Source organism: Streptomyces sp. MZ04, assembly GCF_004684775.1.
In the GTDB taxonomy this organism is placed as follows: Bacteria; Actinomycetota; Actinomycetes; order Streptomycetales; family Streptomycetaceae; genus Streptomyces.
The window spans coordinates 31102-49790 of sequence record NZ_SRIC01000014.1 but is presented as its reverse complement, the minus strand read 5'-3'; the positions used below and the strand labels follow the sequence as shown (position 1 = coordinate 49790).

The following is an 18689-nucleotide window of genomic DNA, read 5'->3' as shown; positions in this document are numbered from 1 at the left end:
GGGCTCACGTCAGGGAGAACACGCCGATGCCGTTCGCCACCGGGCGTTCCGCGCCACCGCTGGGGTTGTTCCGTACGGTGACGGAATCGGTGCCCGGGGGCCTGGCGACCAGGGTGCTCGAGGAGACCAGCGTGGACGAGCCGCCGCCGTCCAGGCTGAATCCGTCCACCGCGCCCAACTCGCGCAGGGTGCCGGCCACTTCGGCGATCGTCAGGCCCGTACGGAACTCCGGGGAGCCGTCGAGCGAGAGCAGCAGCAGGCGCTTGCCGTCGTCGGAGATCCCGGCGGCGGTCCGGATGGCCGAGGTCACGGAGTCGAGGCCGGGCAGCGGGGCGCCGCCGCGCAGCACCGGGTAGCCGCCGAGCGCGAAGCGGAACGGGACGAGGGAATTGGCCGCCACCAGGCGGTGCCGGACGTGCACGAGGTCACCGACCGACAGCTTGCGCAACTGCTGCGCGCCCGCCTCGCGGCCCACGAGGACCGTGGTGCCGCGGGCCACGGGCCCGCTGCCGGGCGTGTCGGCCGACTCCACGACACGCCCGTCGCGCACGGTCACCTCGTGGGTGTCCGTGCTGCAGGGCGCGCCCCGGTTCGTATCGGTGCCGCAGGTGGAGCGCACCCGCGACGTGCTGCCCCAGTCGCTGGTGAACGCCCCGACGGAACCCACCGGGATGGCGTACTGATTGAGTCCGCCCAGCGGCAACCGGGACTGCGGGGTGCGTACTTCGCCGTCGAGGCGGAGGCTGTCCATGCGGGCCCGGCCGTCGGAGCCCACGCCGAGCACGGCTTCGGTGGTCACGCCGGGCGGCATCGCGGGACCGAAGCGCTGACCGTTCGGCACCGCCGCCTTGAGGGCACGGCCGAGTGCGATCGCCGGGCCGACGGGCGCGCCGGTGGCCTCGACGCCTGGATGCTGGGTCTCGGTGATGTTGAAGAAGTCGCCGTTGATCCCGCCGACCGCCCCCGCGCCGTCCGCGAGCGCGGAGACGACGGTGCGGGCGCCGACCGCACCCGGATAGAGCAGTCCGACGCTGGTGCGCGAGTCTTTGAGGTCGACGTCGAGTACGTGCGCGCGGGCCATGCCGTGGGAAGCCGGGATGTCGAACTGCCAGTACTTCACGCCTGGAGCGATCCGCGACTCGGCCATCTCGTCGGCCGCCTGTACGCCGCTGGCCGGTGCCGCTCCCATCAGAGCCGCACCGGCCAGCGTGCCGAATGCCGTGAGTACGGAGAGCGCCGCTCTCGCCGTTCTGAACCGTCCCAAGGTGTGTTTGCGCCGTGTTGACACCCATGCCCCCCTGAAGTCTCCCTGACCGACCGACCGTCTCAGTCTGAGGGTCGGTCAGAAAGTGCACCAGGGGGCAGCGCCGTATGGGTGCCGGGCCGGCGGCTAGCTGCCGACCAGCCGGGAACGGATGAGGAAACGTACGCCTTCGGGGGCTTCGAGGGAGAAGCCGCTGCCCCGGCCCGGCACGACATCGACGATCAGCCGCGTGTGGCTCCACACCTCGTGCTGGCTCTTCGACATCCAGAAGGACACCGGTTCGGCCACGCCCGCCACGTCCAGGGACGCGAGCCGCACATCGGAGTCACCGGTCCGGAACTCGCCCTCCGGGTAGCACATGGGCGCGCTGCCGTCGCAGCAGCCGCCGGACTGGTGGAACATCAGCGGTCCGTGGGCCTCCCGAAGCCGCCGCACCAGTTCGGCGGCCGCGGGGGTCAGCTCCACGCGCGGGGATTCGGTCATGGGCTGCTGCCATTCCTTGCTCGCCGGGCCGCCGTTGAGGCGGTGGTTCCAGTCAACCCCGCGCAAGGTTGCGAGGACGTTGCACGCGCGGCCAGGACAGGGCGGCGGGGAGCAGGCAGGCGTGCGGCCTCACCAGACCAGGACCGCCCGCACCGTCTTGCCGCCACGGCCGGTGCCGACGACCTCGAGGCGCGCGGCGAGGTGCCGCACCATCGCCAGGCCGCGCCCGCTCTCCCGCTCGGTGTCCGCCCTGAGCTCGGTACCCGTCTTGAGTACGTGCGGGCTGACCGGGCTCGCGTCATGGACCTCGACGGTCACCTGGGCGTCGGACACGACCAGGCGCAGGCGGCAGGGGCTGCGGCCGTGCCGCGTGGCGTTGGTGACGAGTTCGGACACGATCAGCGTGGCGTCGTCCACCCGTTCGGCGTCCACCTTCGTCACATGTCGATGGGGGCGGGTCAGGAACACGGAGGTCAGCTTCCGTGCCCGGCCCGCCGAAGCGGCCTCCTGCGGCAGGGCGAATTCGGCGCGTGCGGTGTGCCGATGGGCGCGCGTGTGCGCACGCATGGCGACTCACTTCCCCTCCCTGGGACAACCGGCGCACTCATGGAACTCCGTCCACCGGGGCCACGGCATGTCTTGCGCGGCCGGTCCTGCCCCACGGTGATGCCCGTCCCGGCTGATCGCCAACCGGGCCGCCGGTCAGGGAATGCGGGTCACCGCGGCCCTTCGCGTACTCGGCGGTGACCCGCTCGGCCAGTTCCGAGTAGAGGTCGGACGCCTGTGCGGGAGCACCAGGTGGCTGCCGGAGGGAAGCGCGTCGACCAGGGTGCGCACGATGCCGTACGGGTCTTGGCCGTCGGGGAGGAAGTGCATGAGCGCGATGAGCGACAGACCGCAGCACGATGGGGTCGTTGTCGGTGCAGACGACCCGCGCCGACGGCACGATCCCCTGGACGATCTGGTGCAGATTCGGCTCGGTGGGGATTCCGGTGCCGATGTCGAGGAACTGGTCCTGACGTACTCCGTTGCGGCTGAGTCCCGCCCGGCATGCGGTCGCGCCCGGCGGGACGCGGGGCCTTCGGTGCGGGGAGTCAGCCGCCGATGCGGATGCGGTGCACCTGGTCCTGGCCCTCGGGGCCGGTGCCGGACTTGTCGACCGCGTACGCGGTGCCGTCGGTCACCTGGACGTGGTTGGGGTTGGCGCCGGTGGCCGGGGTCTCGACGACCGCGCCCTCGCGGGGGTCGACGACGGTGATGTTGCCGGGCGTCCGGTTGGCGACCAGGACGTTGCCCGAGCGCCGGTCGGTGGCGACGGACAGGGCGCCCGCGCCGGTCGGGACGGTTTTCGTGACGGCGCCCGAACGCAGGTCGACGACCGAGAGGGCGCCGGCGGCCTGGTCGGCGGTGTAGACGGTGCGGCCGTCCTTGGACAGCGCGATGGAGATGGGGCCGTCGCCGACCGGGACCTCGACCTTCAGCGTTCTCGGGTCGACCTTCACGAGACCGGACGTGGTGACCGGCGGGCGGCCCACCGCCGACGTGGCCCACAGGACGTTGTTCCGCTCGGAGTACGCGGACTGGTACAGGCCTTTGACGAGCGGAGCGGAATCGACGGTCGAACCGGTCGAACCGGTCGAACCGGTCGAGGCGGCCGAGCCGGTCGAACCGGTCGAGGCGGCCTCACCCCCGGTAGAGGTCCGCGAGGAGCGCGACGGCGGCGTGGGTCGCGGGGTGCGGGTCGTGGCGCCGCCAGATCAGCCGGACGGTGATGGGTGCGGCGTTGCGCAGCGGGCGGAAGACGACGCCGTCGCGGCGGTACTGGTTGCCGGTGCTCTCGGGGGTCAGGCCGACACAGCGGCCCGACGCGATGATGGCGAGCCAGTCGTCGATGTCCCGTGTGTACTCCACGGCCGGACGCGTCCCCTCGGGCCACAGCTCGGCCGTGGTGGTGCCGGTGCGCCGGTCGATGAGCAGGGTCCGCTCCCGTATGTCGGCCAGCGGGACGGAGCGGCGCCTCGCCCACGGGTCGTCGGCGGCCATGGCGCAGTAGCGGCGCTCCTGGCCGACCGCGGCGTCGGCGAACCGCGCCTCGTCGAAGGAGGTCCGTACGACGGCGAGGTCGCACAGGCCCTCCGCGAGGCCGCCGGTCGCCGAGTTCGTACGGATCAAGTACAGCTCGATGTCCGGGTGTTCGGCCGCCCAGCGGCGCTGGAACTCCGCGGTGTGACGGCCCATCGCCGACCAGGCGTGGCCGATGCGGAGCCGGGTGTGCCCGGTGGTCGCCTCGCGGATGAGGTCATCGGCCTCCGCGAGGACATGACGGGCCCGCGCGAGGACCTGCACACCGGCGGTCGTGGGCGTGACGCTCCTGCTGGTGCGGTGCAGCAGACGCACCCCGAGGGTCTCCTCGAGGCCGCCGAGGGTGCGCGAGACCGCCGCCTGGGAGACGCCGAGCTCGGCGGCGGCGTCGGTGAAGCTGCCGGTGTCGATGATGGCCACCAGGCAGCGCAGATGCCGAAGCTCCAGATCCATGACCCCAGCGTATAGATGAGCACTCACATGCATTTTGCGTATGTGAGCGGGAGGCGCATTCTGCGGTGCATGCGAAGGTCTCAAGGCGCCGACGGGCTCGGGGTGGTTGCGGGGGATCGGGCGGACGGTTCGGCCCGCCGGTTCTCGGGGACGGCCATGATGCTCGGCAGTGGTCTCTCCAACCAGGTCGGTGCCGCCACGGGCGCCCTGGCGTTCGACGCGATCGGTCCTGCCGGGGTGGTGGCCGTGCGGCAATGGGTCGCGGGCGTCCTCCTGATGGCCGTGGGCAGACCGAAACTGCGCGCCTTCACCTGGCGCCAGTGGTGGCCGCTGCTGTGCCTGGCGGCGGTCTTCGCCACCATGAACCTGTCGCTCTACACCGCGATCGACCGCGTGGGCCTCGGCCTCGCGGTGACCCTGGAGTTCCTGGGCCCTCTGACGGTCGCGCTGGCCGCGTCGCGGCGGGCGGTGGACCTCGGCTGTGCCGTCGTCGCGGGGGTGGCGGTGGTCGCGCTGGCCCGCCCGCAGCCCACCACCGACTACGCCGGCATCGCGCTCGGCCTGCTCGCGGCGGTCTGCTGGGCCTCGTACATCCTGCTCAACCGCACCGTCGGGGCCCGCCTTCCGGGCGTCGAGGGATCGGCGACGGCCGCGGGCATCTCCGCCCTGCTGTACCTGCCGGTCGGCATCGTGGTCCTCGCCCACCACCCGCCGACCCTCACCGCGCTGGCCTGCGCGAGCGCGGCAGGACTGCTGTCGTCCGCGGTGCCGTTCCTGGCCGATCTGCTGGCCCTGCGCCGCGTCGACGCCCGCTTCTTCGGGATCTTCATGAGCGTCAACCCCGTGCTCGCGGCTTTGGTCGGCCTGGTCGTCCTGGGGCAGGCCCTGCAGTGGGTCGAGTGGCTCGGCATCGCGGCGATCGTCGTGGCGAACGCGGTGAGCATTCTCGTGCCCGGGAGGCGGTCCCGGCGCGCGGTCGTCCGGTCACGGCCGACGGCCGTGGACCGGACGGCGCCCAGGGAGCCGAGCCGCCGCTAGGGCGGCTGCTCGTGCAAGCGGCCGTTATTCGAACCGCGACGTGTCGCCCGCACCGCGACGCACGATCTCGGCCTCGCCGCTGGAGAAGTCGATGACCGTGGTCGGCTTCGTGCCGCAGTCGCCGGAGTCGACGACGTCGTCCACCACGTGGTCGAGCCGCTCCTTGATCTCCCAGCCCTGCGTCAACGGCTCGTCCTCGTCGGGCAGGAGCAGGGTGCTGGAGAGCAGCGGCTCGCCGAGCTCGGCGAGCAGGGCCTGCGTCACGACGTGGTCGGGAATCCGGACGCCGACCGTCTTCTTCTTCGGGTGCAGAAGCTGGCGCGGCACCTCCTTCGTCGCGGGCAGGATGAAGGTGTAACTGCCCGGCGTGGCCGCCTTGATCGCCCGGAACACGTCGTTGTCGACGTGCACGAACTGCCCCAGCTGGGCGAAGTTCTGGCAGACCAGCGTGAAGTGGTGACGGTCGTCGAGGTTCCGGATCGTCCGGATCCGGTCCAGGCCGTCACGGTTGCCCAGCTGGCAGCCCAGCGCGAAACAGGAATCCGTCGGGTACGCGACGAGCGCGCCGGACCGGATGTCGTCCACCACCTTGCCGATGGTGCGCTGCTGCGGATTCTCGGGGTGCACGTCGAAGTACTTCGCCATCCGCCGAGCGTACGTGATCAGGCCGCCGGTTCCGCCGCAGCGAACGGGCGGCCATCACGAATGTAGTTCAGCTTAACGAAGGTGCAATTCTCTTTGCTTGTCCTTTCAGGTCGTCGGCGGCATCGTTCAAGAGGCAACGGCCCGAACGATGCACGGACCACGGCACGGACAAGGAGAATCAGCGTGAGCGGCGTCCCCGGAAGTGCCTACGCAGGGATACGGGTGGGGGTTCTCGCGCTCCTCTGGGGATCGACCTTCCTGTGGATCAAACTGGCCCTCGACGGTCTCTCGCCCGTCCAAGTCACCCTCGTACGCTGCGCGTTGGGCACCTTGACCCTCGCAGCCCTGCTGCTCGCCGGGCGCCGCCGGCTTCCCCAGGGCGGGGCGACCTGGCGCCACATCGCCGTCGCCGCCTTCTTCTGCAACGCCCTGCCGTTCGGCCTCTTCAGCGTCGGCGAGCAGACCGTCGACTCCGGGGTGGCCGGCGTACTGAACGCGACGACGCCCCTGTGGTCGGTGCTCATCGGCCTCGCCATCGGCACGGAACGCGGACTGCGCCCTGTCCGACTGGCCGGGCTCCTGCTCGGCTTCGCGGGGGTGCTGCTGATCTTCGCCCCGTGGCAGCAGTCGGGGCTCGCGAGCTGGGGCGCCCTCGCCATCGTCGGCGCGGCGGCCAGCTACGCCATCGGATTCGCGTACATGGGACACCATCTGGTCGGCAAGGGCATCCCCACCATCTCCCTCTCCACGGCCCAACTCCTGGCCGCGACAGGGCTGACGACGCTGATGGTGCCGGTCGGCGGCCTCGATACCGTCCATGTCCAGCCCAAGGCTCTGATCGCCGTCGTCGTCCTGGGGATCTTCGCCACCGGGATCACCTTCCACCTCACCTACCGGATCATCGCCGACGAGGGCGCGACCAACGCCGCGACGGTCGGCTATCTGCTGCCGGTGGTCTCCGTCGGGCTCGGCGCCGTCGTGCTCGACGAGGCCTTCAGCCTCCGGGTGGCCGCGGGCATGGTCGTCGTACTCGTCGGAGTCGGCATGACGCGGCGCCAGAAGCGGGCATCCGCACCGAACACCACGGAAACCCCGGAGGGCAGCGCCCTCACGATCGTCGAAGCACCACAGCACGCAGAACAGGACGCACTGAAATGACCGAAGTGACGGTGACGGCCTCCCTCGCGGAGTCGCTGCCCGTGGACGCCATCGTGATCGGTGTCGCCCAAGGGCCCAAGGGACCGATACCCACCCCACACGCAACGGCGTTCGACGGCCCGTCGGCCGAACTGCTCGGCGCCCTCGGCATGACCGGTGCCGCGGGCGAAACCGTCAAAGTCCCCGCGCCGAACGGGATCGAGGCGCGCCTCGTGCTCGCGGTCGGCCTGGGCGAGGCCGACGCCAAGGGCGGGCACGACACCGAGGCGCTGCGCCGCGCCGCGGGCGTGGCGGCCCGGACCCTGGCCGGTGCCACGAAGGCCGTGCTCGCCCTTCCTGCCGCCACGCCCGATGCCGTGGAAGCGGTGGCGCTCGGCGCACTGCTCGGTGCGTACGCCTTCACCGCGTACCGGACGACCGGCGAGGACAAGCCGCCCGTGGGCGAGGTGTCCATCCTCACGCGGCACGGGGGCGCCGAGGCCGCGCTGCGCCGCGCCACGGTGATCGGCCAGGAGCTGAACCGTGCCCGCGACCTCATCAACACACCGGCGAACGACCTGCACCCGGAGAGCTTCGCCGCCACCGTGCGGGTGGTCGGCGCGGAGTTCGGACTCACGGTCGATGTGCTCGACGAGAAGGCGCTCGCCGAGCACGGGTTCGGCGGCATCCTCGGCGTCGGCCAGGGCTCGGTGAACCCGCCGCGCCTTGTGCGGATCGCCCACACCCACCCACAGGCGCGGACCGGCGTCGCCTTCGTGGGCAAGGGCATCACCTACGACTCGGGCGGCATCTCGCTCAAGCCCGTCGGCTTCAACGAGATCATGAAGCGCGACATGTCCGGCGCGGCCGCCGTGCTCGCCGCCGTGACGGCCGTGGCGCGGCTCGGCCTCCCGATCGACGTCACCGGCTGGCTGGCGCTCGCGGAGAACATGCCGTCAGGATCCGCGGTCCGGCCCGGCGACGTCCTGCGGATGTACGGCGGCAGAACCGTCGAGGTGCGCAACACCGACGCCGAGGGGCGACTCGTCCTCGCGGACGCCCTGGTGCGCGCAGGCGAGGAGCGGCCGGAGGCCATCGTCGACGTGGCGACCCTGACCGGTGCCATGCGGATGGGGCTCGGCAACCGCCTCTTCGGCGTGATGTCCCCCGACGACGCCTTCCGTGAGCGGATCGTGGACGCCGCGGGGCGCACCGGCGAACCGGCCTGGCCGATGCCGCTGCCCGCCCAGCTGCGGGAGGGCCTTGACTCCCCGGTGGCCGACATCGCCAACCAGGGGGAGCGCATGGGAGGAGGGCTCGTCGCGGGCCTGTTCCTCAAGGAGTTCGTGCCGGCGGGTACCCGCTGGGCGCACCTGGACATCGCGGGACCGGCCTTCCACGAGGGCACTCCGTACGGCTACACGCCCCAGGGCGGTACGGGAACCGCGGTCAGGACTTTGGTACGGCTCGCGGAGGAGCTCGCCGATGCCCGCTCTTGAGTCCGTCACGGCGGCCGCGGCACCCCAGCCGTTCGGCCACTACGCGCAGGCCACCGTCACGCCCGACGGCACCATCTGGGTGTCGGCGCAGCTTCCGGTGGGCGGGGGCGTCCGCGCCGACGCACCGCCCGCCGAGCAGGCGCGCCAGGCGCTGGCCAACGTGCTGTCCATCGTCGAATCGGCGGGCGAGAGCGCGGAATCGGTCGCGAAGGTCCAGCTCTATCTGACGGAGATCACCGCCTGGGAGGCGGTCGACGCCGTCTTCGCGGAGGTGTTCGGCGACCATCGCCCCGCACGGGCGGTCCTGCAGGTAGCCGGGCTGCACCACGGGTTCCGGGTGGCCGCGGACGCCGTCGCCCGGCGCGGGCGCACCGAGCGATCGGACGGGCGGCGATGAGGATCCTCCACCAGGTCGACTCGTTCACCCGGACCCCGTTCACGGGCAATCCCGCCGGGGTGGTCCTCGACGCGGACGGCATGACGGACGCCGACATGCTGGCCGTCGCCCGTGAGCTCAACAACTCCGAGACGGCCTTCGTGTTGCAACCTGACGGCGCCGATCACGACGTACGCGTCCGCTTCTTCACCCCGACGACGGAAGTGCCCACGTGCGGGCACGCGACCGTGGGTGCGCATTTCGCGCGGGCCGTCGAGTACGGGCTGCCGTCCGGCTCGCTGGTGCAGAAGACGGGCGGCGGGCTGCGCCAGCGGGTGGAGATCCTCCGTGACGGTGACGGTGACGGTGACGGTGTCGGCGACCGGGTGCGGATCGGCATGCATCAGGGGGCGGCCGAGTTCGGGCCCGAGCTGGACGGCACCCAGGTGGACCGGCTGCTGCGGGCGTTGGGCGCGAAGACCGGTGACCTCGCGGACAACGGGCCCGTCCAGATCGTCTCGACCGGGCACTCCAAGGTCGTCGTGGAACTGCGCCACCGCGCCGCCGTGGACGGCCTGCGCCCAGACCCGGCCGCGCTGAAGTCGCTCAGCCACGAGGTCGGCAGCAACGGCTGGTTCGTCTTCACCCGCGCCACCGGCGAGGCCGAACTCCTCACCTGGGCCCGGATGTTCGCCCCCGCGATCGGCATCGCCGAGGACCCGGTGACCGGCAATGGTCACGGCCCGCTCGGCGCCTATCTGGTGCGCCACGGGATCGTGCCCGCACCCGACGGGAGGCTCGACTTCACCGGCCGCCAAGGGGTGGCGATGGGACGGCCCGGTGAGGTCGGGGTGCGGGTCGACGTGCGGTCGGGCTCCGGGCGCGACGAGGAACTCCTGGTCTCGATCACGGGCGACGCGACGACGGCGTTCCGCGCGCGGCTGAACGCGTACTGATCGAGTACTGATCGAGTACTGATCGCGCACGGAACGCGCAACGGAACGCGTACTGATCGCGCACGGAACGCGTACTGAACACGTGAGGGATCATCCGCCGTCGCGTACGTCGATGCCGTCCAGATCTCGGCCTGGGGCGGCTGGTCCGAACGTGACGTGATGTCCGAATTCCGCCAGCAACCGTGACCGCGACGCCCCACCTTGGAGGGGTGGAACGAAGGCAAGTGAAGGCAAAAGCGTATGCGAGCGGAAAGGAGGCGGCGATGACCGTCTACACGACCGTCACCAGCCCGCTGGGCGAACTCCTGCTGGTCGGCGAGGAGGCGGACGACGGCATCACGCTGACGTCGCTGTCCGTGCCCGGTCAGAAGAACGCCCCTGTCGTGCGCGCCGACTTGCGGCACGCACCCGGCCGGTTCGCGGGCGTCGCGCGGCAGCTTGCCGCGTACTTCGCCGGTGAACTCACCGAGTTCGAGGTCGAGTTCACCCCGACCGGCACGGAGTTCCAGCGGCGGGTGTGGCGTGCCCTGGAGGACATCCCGTACGGCACATCGACCACGTACGGCGCGATCGCCGAGCGGCTCGGGGTGGCCCGCGGGCGGGTCCAGGCCCTGGGCGCCGCGATCGGTGCGAACCCGCTCCTGATCGTGCGGCCCTGCCACCGCGTCATCGGCGCGGACGGCTCCCTGCGCGGCTACGCAGGCGGTGTGGAGCGCAAGGTTCAGCTCCTCACTCATGAGGGCGCCTTGCAGCCGACCCTCGTCTGACGCCGGCGTCCCGGCTCCGTCCCCCTCCGGCCGGAGCCGGGACGCCCGACCCGCAACACGAAGGGCCCCGCACCATGACCGACACCACGCACCCCGCGAGCCACGTCACCGAACGCGTCGATACGGGGGACTGGGCCGCGCTGACCGCCGAGCTCGACGCACACGGCCACGCACTCACCGGCCGGCTCCTGAGCGCGGGGGAGTGCCGCGAGATCGCCGCCCTGTACGACGACGCCGACCGCTTCCGCACCACCGTCGACATGGCCCGGCACCGCTTCGGCTCCGGCCAGTACCGCTACTTCACCCACGAACTGCCCGACCTGGTCCGGGAGTTGAGGGAGGCCTTCTACCCCCGGCTGCTGCCCATCGCCCGTGACTGGGCCGAGAAGCTCGGGAAGGCCGCGCCCTGGCCGGACAGCCTGGCGGAGTGGGTGGCGATGTGTCACGCGGCCGGGCAGTCCAAGTCCGCCCAGATCCTGCTGCGTTACGGCCCCGGCGACTGGAACGCCCTGCACCGCGACGTGTTCGGCGACATGCTCTTCCCGCTCCAGGTCGTCATCGGCCTCGACAGCCCCGGAACCGACTTCACCGGCGGCGAGTTCCTCATGACCGAGCAGCGTGCGCGCGCCCAGTCCCGCGGATCGGCCACGACCCTGCCGCGGGGACACGGCCTGATCTTCACCACCCGCGACCGGCCCGTGGCCTCCAAGCGCGGCTGGTCGACCGCCCCCATGCGGCACGGCGTGAGCACCGTCCGCTCCGGGCGGCGGCGCACGCTCGGCCTGGTCTTCCACGACGCCGCGTGAAGTCCCCCGGCCCGTACACACTCTGCGGCCCGGACGGCGAGCCGTATCGCAGCAGCACGCCGGGCACGCTGGGCGGACACCGGCGCGGGCGCCTGTACGGACGCCTGGACTGTCCCTCCGCGCTGCGCGCCATCGCCCGCGGCCACTACGTCGCCCAGCGGGTGTTCTTCGCAGACGAGGCCACCGCGATCGCCGCCGGACACCGGCCGTGCGCGGTGTGCCTGCCCGTCGCGTACGCCCGATGGAAAGCCCGTACGGAAGGCTCGCACAGAAACAGAAGACGCAAGGCACACACGGAAGGCGGCACCACCCCACCATGAGCATCCTCGAGGAACGGGAGGCCTCCCGTTCACCCCTCATCCGTGCCGCGGAGTCGGCCGCCCACCCGGACCTGCCCGCTCCCGTCGCCCACACGGACGCCGAACTCGCCGCTCTCATCGGCCTGTTGCGCCTCCCGAAGGCCCGGATCGAGACCGTCGCGATCGGGCACAGCCGGGATCCGGCCTCCCGGAGCTCCGCCGAGGCCTTCGCCGCCGCCTGGACGGCACGCGGCGGCACGATCCTCGCGACGGTGCACTGGCCCGAGACGGCCGCCTCCTGGCTGCGGCCCGCGAACCGTCTGACCGCCGAACTGCCGGGCGCCTGGGTGATGGCGGCGGCACCCCTCGGCTTCGCCCAACTCGCCCGGCGCCTGCGGCACTCCACCGGATGGGACCCGGCCCGCACCTACGCCTTCGGCTCCCTCGGGGACTCGCGGATGCCCGCGCTCGCCGGTCCCGGCACCCTGGACGGGCTGCGCGGTGCGAGCGCCGACGGCGCCACCTGGGACGTACGCCGGGGATGGGTCACCTGGTACCCGCCGGTCAACTCCGCTCTCCGCTCGAACGGTTGACCTGTACTCTCGGGCGATGACCGCAGAAGACGCCAATTTCCTCATCGACACCAGCAAGCCCCACCCGGCCCGCGTCTACGACTGGCTGCTCGGCGGCAAGGACAACTACCTGGTCGATCAGGAGATGGGCGAGAAGCTGCCGCCCGAGGCGAGGGACAACGCGGCACGGAACCGCGCCTTCATGCACCGTGCCGCCGCCTGGCTCGCGCACAACGGCGTACGCCAGTTCCTCGACATCGGCACCGGCATCCCCACCGCGCCGAACCTGCACCAGATCGTCCAGGAGATCGCCCCCGCTTCCCGGATCGTGTACGCCGACAACGACCCCATCGTGCTGCGCCACGCCGAAGCCCTGCTGGTCAGCACCCCGGAAGGCGCCACGGACTACATCCAGGCGGATGTGCGCAGGCCCGAGGCGATCCTCGACCACGCGCGCGAGTTCCTGGACTTCGCCGAGCCCGTCGCCCTGTCCCTCATCGCGCTGCTGCACTTCATCACCGACGACGAGGACCCGTACGCCCTCGCCCGCACCCTCGTGGACGCCCTGCCGTCCGGCAGCTACCTGGTCCTCTCGCACGGCACCACCGATGAGCACCCCGAGCTCGTGGAGTCCGTCAAGAACACCTACAGGGAGGGCCAGGTGCCGCTGCGGATGCGGCGCCGCGACGAGGTCGAGCCCTTCTTCGACGGCCTGGAGCTGGTCGATCCCGGTCTGGTGACAGCGACCCGCTGGTACCAGGAATCGCCCGCCCCGAAGGAGGAATTGAGCGGCTTCTACGTGGGGGTCGCCCGCGTTCCGTAACAGGGCCCGATTCCGTAACAGGCCCGGGCTACCCCACCGGGGAGCCTCGACCTGCCCCACGGCCCGCCTTTCCTTACGCTGGACACAGAGGTGAGGAGGGCCGTCATGCCGGCCGTCGCCGTGCACAAGGCAGAGCTGCGTGAGGGGCTTGTCCTTCCGTATGCCGAGGTGGGCGGCCCTTCGGGTACGCCGGTCGTGCTGGTCCACGGGTACGTCGACTCCTGGTGGACGTTCGAACCGCTGCTGCGGCGCATGCCGTCCTCCCTGCACGTCTACGCGCCCACACAGCGGGGCCACGGGGACGCCGACAAGCCCCCGGACGGCTATTTCCCCGAGGATTTCGCCGCCGACCTCGTCGCCTTCATGGACGGCCTGGGGATCGAGCACGCCGTGCTCGTCGGGGCGTCGAGCGGAGGGGTGCAGGCGCGCATCGTCGCGGGCCGCTATCCCGACCGGGTCGCCGGGCTCATGCTCCTGGGCGTTCCTGTCGCCCTCGCCGACAAGCAGGCCGCCGCCGACCTGTGGGAGGTCGTACGGCAGCTCGAGGACCCGGTGGACCGTGACTTGGTGGAGCGGTTCGAACTCGGCATGACGGCCGAGCCCGTCGCCCGCGGATTTCTGGAGACCGTCGTCGAGGAGAACCTGAAGGCACCCGCCCGCGTGTGGCGGGAGGCGCTGCGCGGCCTCCTCGAAACCGATCTGCGGGCGACGCTGTCCGGGATCCTCGTACCCACGCTGGCCGTCTGGGGCGACCGCGACCCGATCGTGACGCGCGAGGAGCAGCAGACGATCCTCGACACCGTTCTCGGCTCCCGGCTGATCGTCTACGAGGGTGCGGGACACGCCGTGTACTGGGAGAGGCCGGAACGGGTGGCGAGGGACATCGCCGACTTCGCCGGCTGATCAGCGAGGGCCGGACCCCGGTCGCGCCGCGCTCGCCCGGATCGTTTGCGGATGCCACCGGCGGGCGGGCGTGCTGTGCTGGCCATGGGGCAGCGGCCGCCACGCCCTTCATCGCACCCCCTCATCCCATCGCACCCCTCATCACACAAGGAGCAGCCCCCATGGCGATCTTCATGCACGCTTCCCTGCCGGGCGTCACCACCGCCCAGTACGACACCCTCAACGCGAAGCTCCAGGAAACGCCCGAGATCTTCGAGGGCTGTATCGCCCACGTCTGTGTACCGAGCGGCGACGGCCTGGACATCTACGACGTCTGGGAGTCCGAGCGGCACATGCAGGCGTTCAGCGAGAAGATCATGCCCATCGCCGCGTCGGTCGGCCTGTCCGGCCCCGGAGGACAGCCCGAGTCGACCTCCGTGCACAACTACTGGTTCCCCGGATCCTGACAGCCGCGCGCAGTCGATTGCCGTGCGGGCCCGGCCCGCACGGGCCACCATGGACGTATGGAGTGGACATCCCTCGGCGATGTCAGCACATCGGCACGCGTCGCCGCCGTCGACGAGGGCATCAGCGCGGAAGAGCTGGCGCTCGCGGCACGCAATCACGGGCTGCCGCTGGAAGCCCTGCGTTACGACGTCACACCGCCCGGCCTGCACTATGTGCTCGTCCACTACGACATCCCCGTGGCCGACGCCGACACCTGGCAGCTCTCCGTCGGCGGACAGGTCCGTACGCCCCTGGAGCTGGGCCTCGCGGAGCTGCGGGCGCTGCCCGCCGTCACCCACCGGGTCACGATGGAGTGCGCGGGCAACGGCCGCGCCCGGCTGAGCCCGCGCCCGGTCAGCCAGCCCTGGCTGGTGGAAGCGGTGGGGACCGCCGACTGGACGGGCGTACCGCTGCGCACGGTGCTCGCGGAGGCGGGGGTGGAGGACGGTGCGATCGAGGCCGTCTTCACGGGCGCGGACCACGGAATCGAGCGCGGCGTCGAGCAGGACTACCGGCGCAGCCTGCCGCTCCCCGTGGACGCGGACGTACTGCTCGCGTACGAGATGAACGGCGGCCCGCTGCCGCCCCAGCACGGCCACCCGCTGCGGCTCGTGGTCCCCGGCTGGTACGGCATGGCGCACGTCAAATGGCTCCACCGCATCGAACTGACCGACACCCCGTTCACCGGCTTCCAGCAGGCCGTCGCGTACCGGTTCCGGCAGTCCCCCGACGACCCCGGCGAGCCCGTCACCCGGATCGCCCCGCGCGCCCTGCTGATCCCGCCCGGCTTCCCGGACTTCATGTCACGCGTACGGGTCGTGCGCCCCGGCCCGGTCGAGCTGGAGGGGCGCGCCTGGTCCGGGTACGGGCCGGTCACACGGGTCGAGGTCAGCGCCGACGACGGCCGCACCTGGACCGATGCCGAGGTCGACGGGCGCGGCCCGCACCCCTGGGGGTGGCAGGCCTGGCACACCACGTGGACCGCGCCCGCAGGCCGCCACACGCTGACCGTCCGCGCATCCGACGCCGACGGACACACCCAGCCCCTCGAACAGCCCTGGAACCGGGGAGGGTTCGGAAACAACCTCGTACAGCGCGTCCCGGTCCTGTGCTGCTGATGGATCGCTCGACCGCAACCGCTACCGCAACCGCAACCGCAACCGCTACCGCTACCCCACACCGGCCCCGGTCGGCCGGCGGGGCGGCGGCCAGGGCCTGGAAGGGCACGGCGGTGGCGGCGAGCGCCGCGAGCGCCGTGGCGAGGGCGAGCCGTGCCGGCCGGGCGCTGCGGGACGTGACTAGGTGGGGGACTCCTTCATGTCGGAAAGGTGGGGAGAGTGCGCGGCCCGTGCGTGAAGTCCTACCCAGGGATAACGCGTCCTGGTCGTGTGCGGGACGTGAACGTGCGGCGCTGGAGCGGCAGTTGGCGAATCCGCCGGATGGGTCCGTGTCGACACCAGGGGGATGGGCGACTCTGTGCAAATGGGAGGTGCCTGATCCTCGAGGCATCTCATCCACTGGGCTGAATCCAGGAAGATATGGGCATCTGCGTTTCTGATGGGCCGCTGTCCGGGTACGGTCCTGCGGGAGGTGGTAGCCAGTGAGTCAGTCCCTTACAGCCGCCCGCCCGGTGGCGGAGCTCGAACTGACCGGTGACGTCGCGCGTCCGGCCCGGCTGACGGTGGCCGATCTGCTCGCCTGGCCGCAGCATCGGGTGCGGGTCAGTTTCGAGTGCGCCACCAGCGGCATGCAGCACCACCTCTTCGAGGGGCCGCTGCTGCACGACGTGCTGTCCGACGCCGGGCCGGGGTTCGACCCGGCGCGGCGCAAGGACCGGCTGCGGTTCCTGATCGCCGTGACGGGCGCGGACGGCCATCACGGCCTGCTGTCCTGGGCCGAGATCGACCCCGACTTCGGCCGGGCCCCCGTCCTGCTCGCGGTCGGCATCGACGACACCCCGCTCGACCTGGCGGGCCCGCAGCTGGTCCTGCCCCAGGACCGCTGTGGGGCCCGGCACATCAGCGGCATCCAGGGCATTCACGTGGACGGCCGCTACGCGCCGGGGGCGTCACCCGCCACCGGCTGATCCGGCACGCCGCGCCGCGTCCTAGGGCCGGTCGACGTGTACGTTCGTCGACTTGACCCGCGCGGTGACGGTGACCCCGACCGCCAGGTCCAGCTCCTCGACCGCCTCCAGGGTCACCATCGACACGAGCCGGTGCGGACCCGACTGGATCTCCACCTGGGCGACGACACCGTCGGACCGCACGCCCGTGACGATCCCCGTGAGCGCGTTGCGCACCGACGTCTGCGGCGCGTCGTCATCCGGCCCCTGGCCCTGCGCCCGTTCCGCGGCGAACCGCGCCAGGCCGACGCCGTCGATCACCCGGTTCCCCGAGCCGTCCCGCTCCATCGAGAGCCGTCCGCCGTCGGCCCACCGGCGGACGGTCTCCGAACTCACTCCCAGCAGGCGCGCGGCCTGACCAATGCTGTACGTCGGCACGGCGGAACTCTAGCCGGGCGCCTGCCGGGCGCCGCGTCAGGTCACAGCCGGGGCTCCAGGTGTGCCCACGGCGCGGCCCCTTCGAGTTGCGTGGCCAGGGCCAGGAGCGGGCCCTCGCTGCCCAGCGGGCCCACGAACTGCACACCCAGGGGCAGACCTTCCGGCGTGCGGTAGAGCGGCACCGACATCGCCGGGCGGCCGGTGATGTTGGCGAGCTGCGTGAAGGGGTTGGGTGCCAGGTTCTGCACCACCGCCCGCTTCCAGAGCCGGGTCTTGCTGAGCCGCCCCGCCATGCCCGCCTTCAGCAGCCCCGCACCGACCTTGCGCGTCAGCCAGGGCGTGTCCAGCTCGCCGACGCGGACCGGAGGGCGGCCCAGGGTCGGGGTGAGCAGCAGGTCGTAGCGCTCGTGGAAGGCGGCGAGGCGGCGGTTGTAGGTGTTCCAGCGGGCGTGCCTGATGGTGTACTCCGTCGCGCTCACCGCGTTGCCCGCCGCGGCGATCAGGCGGGTGTCGAGTTCGAACCGGTCGTCCTCGGCGCCGATGCGGTGCTGGATCTCCGCCATGGTCGCGGCCTCCGCGACCGCGTACATCGACATGAAGTCGTCGGCCAGGCGCACCCCGTCGATGTGCGGCTCGGCCTCCTCGACGTCGTGCCCGAGCCCGTTGAGGACCTTCACGGCGAGCTCGACGGCCTCCACCGCCTCCCGGGCCACCGGCGTGCCGATGGGGGAACGGGTGCTGACACCGATGCGCAGCCTGCCCGGCGTGCGGCGGGCCAGTTCCGCGTACGAGGTGTCGGGGCGCTCCGCCAGGAACGGTCCGCCGGGATCGGGGCGGGTGGTGAGCGTGTCCAGGAGCGCCGCACTGTCGCGGACCGTACGCGAGACGACACCGTCGACCGCGGCGCCAAGCAGGAGCTCCGCGTGGCCGGGACCCGCGGGCACCAGGCCGCGCCCCGGCTTGAGCCCGAACAGGCCGCAGCACGCGGCGGGGATGCGGATCGAGCCGCCCCCGTCGTTCGCCCCGGCCGCCGGGACGATGCCCGCGGCCACCGCGGCGGCGGAGCCGCCGGACGAGCCGCCCGGCGTGTGGGCGAGGTTCCAGGGGTTGCGGGTCGCGCCCGTGACCTCCGGCTCGGTGATGCCTTTGATGCCGAACTCGGGGACATTGGTCTGCCCGAAGATCACCAGGCCCGCCTCGAGCCAGCGCCGCACCACCTCACTGTGCTCGGCGGCCACGTCCGCCTGGGTGGCGCGGGAGCCGCGTCCGGTGGGCCGGCCCGCGTAGTCCTGCATCAGGTCCTTGATCAGGAACGGCACTCCGGCGAGCGGCCCGGAGAGCTCCTGGGCGGCGCGGTCGCGGGCGATGTCACGCATGGGCCGGATGATCGCGTTGATCTTCCCGTTCACGGCCTCGGAACGGCTGACGGCCGCCTCCAGGAGTTCGGCTGGCGTGACCTCACGCCGGGCCACCAACTCGGCGAGACCGACCGCGTCGTGAGCCCTGTAGTCGGCGTAGTCCACCGCGTACCCCCTGAGCACTAGAAGCCATGGTCCCGTGGAGCGTAGATCGTGGGCGGCCCGTCGAGGAATGGGCC

General features: G+C 71.8%; 21 protein-coding genes and 2 pseudogenes. 14 read left to right on the top strand and 9 right to left on the bottom strand.

Annotated elements, in window-relative coordinates:
- Positions 1-4 precede the first annotated feature (4 nt).
- The 6 genes and pseudogenes from E2651_RS05635 to E2651_RS05610 form a co-directional block, all read right to left on the bottom strand.
- The gene (locus E2651_RS05635; RefSeq protein WP_135329882.1) at positions 5-1189 is read right to left on the bottom strand and encodes a phosphodiester glycosidase family protein; all 1185 of its coding nucleotides are present in this window, start codon (positions 1187-1189) and stop codon (positions 5-7) included.
- A 201-nt stretch (positions 1190-1390) separates the two neighbouring features.
- Positions 1391-1747, bottom strand: a complete 357-nt coding sequence (locus E2651_RS05630) for a DUF779 domain-containing protein (RefSeq protein ID WP_135329865.1) — start codon at positions 1745-1747, stop codon at positions 1391-1393.
- Positions 1748-1876: 129 nt separating this feature from the next.
- Entirely contained in the window at positions 1877-2314 is a 438-nt protein-coding gene (locus tag E2651_RS05625) for an ATP-binding protein (protein WP_135329864.1), read from the bottom strand.
- 216 nt (positions 2315-2530) lie between these two features.
- A pseudogene (locus E2651_RS45100) lies at positions 2531-2786 on the bottom strand (SAM-dependent methyltransferase); the annotation flags it as partial.
- 55 nt (positions 2787-2841) lie between these two features.
- Positions 2842-3354, bottom strand: a pseudogene (locus tag E2651_RS05615) (cytochrome D1 domain-containing protein); the annotation flags it as partial.
- Positions 3355-3430: 76 nt separating this feature from the next.
- Positions 3431-4282, bottom strand: a complete 852-nt coding sequence (locus tag E2651_RS05610) for a LysR family transcriptional regulator (protein ID WP_135329863.1) — start codon at positions 4280-4282, stop codon at positions 3431-3433.
- A gap of 156 nt (positions 4283-4438) precedes the next feature.
- Here E2651_RS05610 and E2651_RS05605 point away from each other — a divergent pair, with 156 nt between their 5' ends.
- Positions 4439-5320, top strand: a complete 882-nt coding sequence (locus E2651_RS05605; protein WP_245238590.1) for an EamA family transporter — start codon at positions 4439-4441, stop codon at positions 5318-5320.
- Positions 5321-5344: 24 nt separating this feature from the next.
- On the opposite strand, the gene E2651_RS05600 is transcribed toward E2651_RS05605, so the two are convergent.
- The gene (locus tag E2651_RS05600) at positions 5345-5965 is read right to left on the bottom strand and encodes an L-threonylcarbamoyladenylate synthase (RefSeq protein ID WP_135329862.1); all 621 of its coding nucleotides are present in this window, start codon (positions 5963-5965) and stop codon (positions 5345-5347) included.
- A gap of 183 nt (positions 5966-6148) precedes the next feature.
- Between E2651_RS05600 and E2651_RS05595 the strand changes: the two genes are divergently transcribed.
- From E2651_RS05595 to E2651_RS05535, 13 genes are all read left to right on the top strand, one after another.
- On the top strand, positions 6149-7123 hold the full coding sequence (locus tag E2651_RS05595) for a DMT family transporter (protein WP_245238589.1): 975 nt from the start codon (positions 6149-6151) through the stop codon (positions 7121-7123).
- Positions 7120-8601 carry a leucyl aminopeptidase gene (locus tag E2651_RS05590; RefSeq protein WP_135329861.1) on the top strand — a complete coding sequence of 494 codons (1482 nt, stop codon included), beginning with the start codon at positions 7120-7122 and terminating at the stop codon, positions 8599-8601. Before E2651_RS05595 ends, E2651_RS05590 begins: the two co-directional genes overlap by 4 nt.
- The gene (locus E2651_RS05585) at positions 8588-8998 is read left to right on the top strand and encodes a RidA family protein (RefSeq protein WP_135329860.1); all 411 of its coding nucleotides are present in this window, start codon (positions 8588-8590) and stop codon (positions 8996-8998) included. The genes E2651_RS05590 and E2651_RS05585 overlap by 14 nt, the downstream gene beginning before the upstream one ends.
- Positions 8995-9933 carry a PhzF family phenazine biosynthesis isomerase gene (locus tag E2651_RS05580; RefSeq protein ID WP_135329859.1) on the top strand — a complete coding sequence of 313 codons (939 nt, stop codon included), beginning with the start codon at positions 8995-8997 and terminating at the stop codon, positions 9931-9933. The genes E2651_RS05585 and E2651_RS05580 overlap by 4 nt, the downstream gene beginning before the upstream one ends.
- 263 nt (positions 9934-10196) lie before the next feature.
- Entirely contained in the window at positions 10197-10700 is a 504-nt protein-coding gene (locus tag E2651_RS05575; RefSeq protein WP_135329858.1) for a methylated-DNA--[protein]-cysteine S-methyltransferase, read from the top strand.
- 74 nt (positions 10701-10774) lie between these two features.
- Positions 10775-11506: a 2OG-Fe(II) oxygenase gene (locus E2651_RS05570; protein ID WP_135329857.1), complete on the top strand. Its 732-nt coding sequence runs from the start codon at positions 10775-10777 to the stop codon at positions 11504-11506.
- Positions 11503-11826: a metal-binding protein gene (locus E2651_RS05565; protein ID WP_245238588.1), complete on the top strand. Its 324-nt coding sequence runs from the start codon at positions 11503-11505 to the stop codon at positions 11824-11826. The genes E2651_RS05570 and E2651_RS05565 overlap by 4 nt, the downstream gene beginning before the upstream one ends.
- Positions 11823-12398: an ABC transporter substrate-binding protein gene (locus E2651_RS05560; RefSeq protein ID WP_135329856.1), complete on the top strand. Its 576-nt coding sequence runs from the start codon at positions 11823-11825 to the stop codon at positions 12396-12398. Before E2651_RS05565 ends, E2651_RS05560 begins: the two co-directional genes overlap by 4 nt.
- A gap of 16 nt (positions 12399-12414) precedes the next feature.
- Positions 12415-13200 (top strand): SAM-dependent methyltransferase, encoded by a 786-nt coding sequence (locus E2651_RS05555; protein WP_135329855.1) that lies wholly within the window; start codon positions 12415-12417, stop codon positions 13198-13200.
- Between the two features lie 105 nt (positions 13201-13305).
- Positions 13306-14103, top strand: coding sequence for an alpha/beta hydrolase (locus E2651_RS05550; RefSeq protein WP_135329854.1), 798 nt, complete (start codon positions 13306-13308; stop codon positions 14101-14103).
- A 161-nt stretch (positions 14104-14264) separates the two neighbouring features.
- The gene (locus E2651_RS05545) at positions 14265-14549 is read left to right on the top strand and encodes a hypothetical protein (protein WP_135329853.1); all 285 of its coding nucleotides are present in this window, start codon (positions 14265-14267) and stop codon (positions 14547-14549) included.
- Between the two features lie 57 nt (positions 14550-14606).
- Positions 14607-15707: a sulfite oxidase gene (locus E2651_RS05540; protein WP_135329852.1), complete on the top strand. Its 1101-nt coding sequence runs from the start codon at positions 14607-14609 to the stop codon at positions 15705-15707.
- A 482-nt stretch (positions 15708-16189) separates the two neighbouring features.
- Complete coding sequence (locus E2651_RS05535) at positions 16190-16675, top strand: molybdopterin-dependent oxidoreductase (RefSeq protein ID WP_135329851.1); 486 nt, start codon at positions 16190-16192, stop codon at positions 16673-16675.
- A gap of 21 nt (positions 16676-16696) precedes the next feature.
- On the opposite strand, the gene E2651_RS05530 is transcribed toward E2651_RS05535, so the two are convergent.
- Positions 16697-17092: a helix-turn-helix transcriptional regulator gene (locus tag E2651_RS05530; RefSeq protein WP_135329850.1), complete on the bottom strand. Its 396-nt coding sequence runs from the start codon at positions 17090-17092 to the stop codon at positions 16697-16699.
- A 41-nt stretch (positions 17093-17133) separates the two neighbouring features.
- Entirely contained in the window at positions 17134-18615 is a 1482-nt protein-coding gene (locus E2651_RS05525) for an amidase family protein (RefSeq protein WP_135329849.1), read from the bottom strand.
- Positions 18616-18689 lie beyond the last annotated feature (74 nt).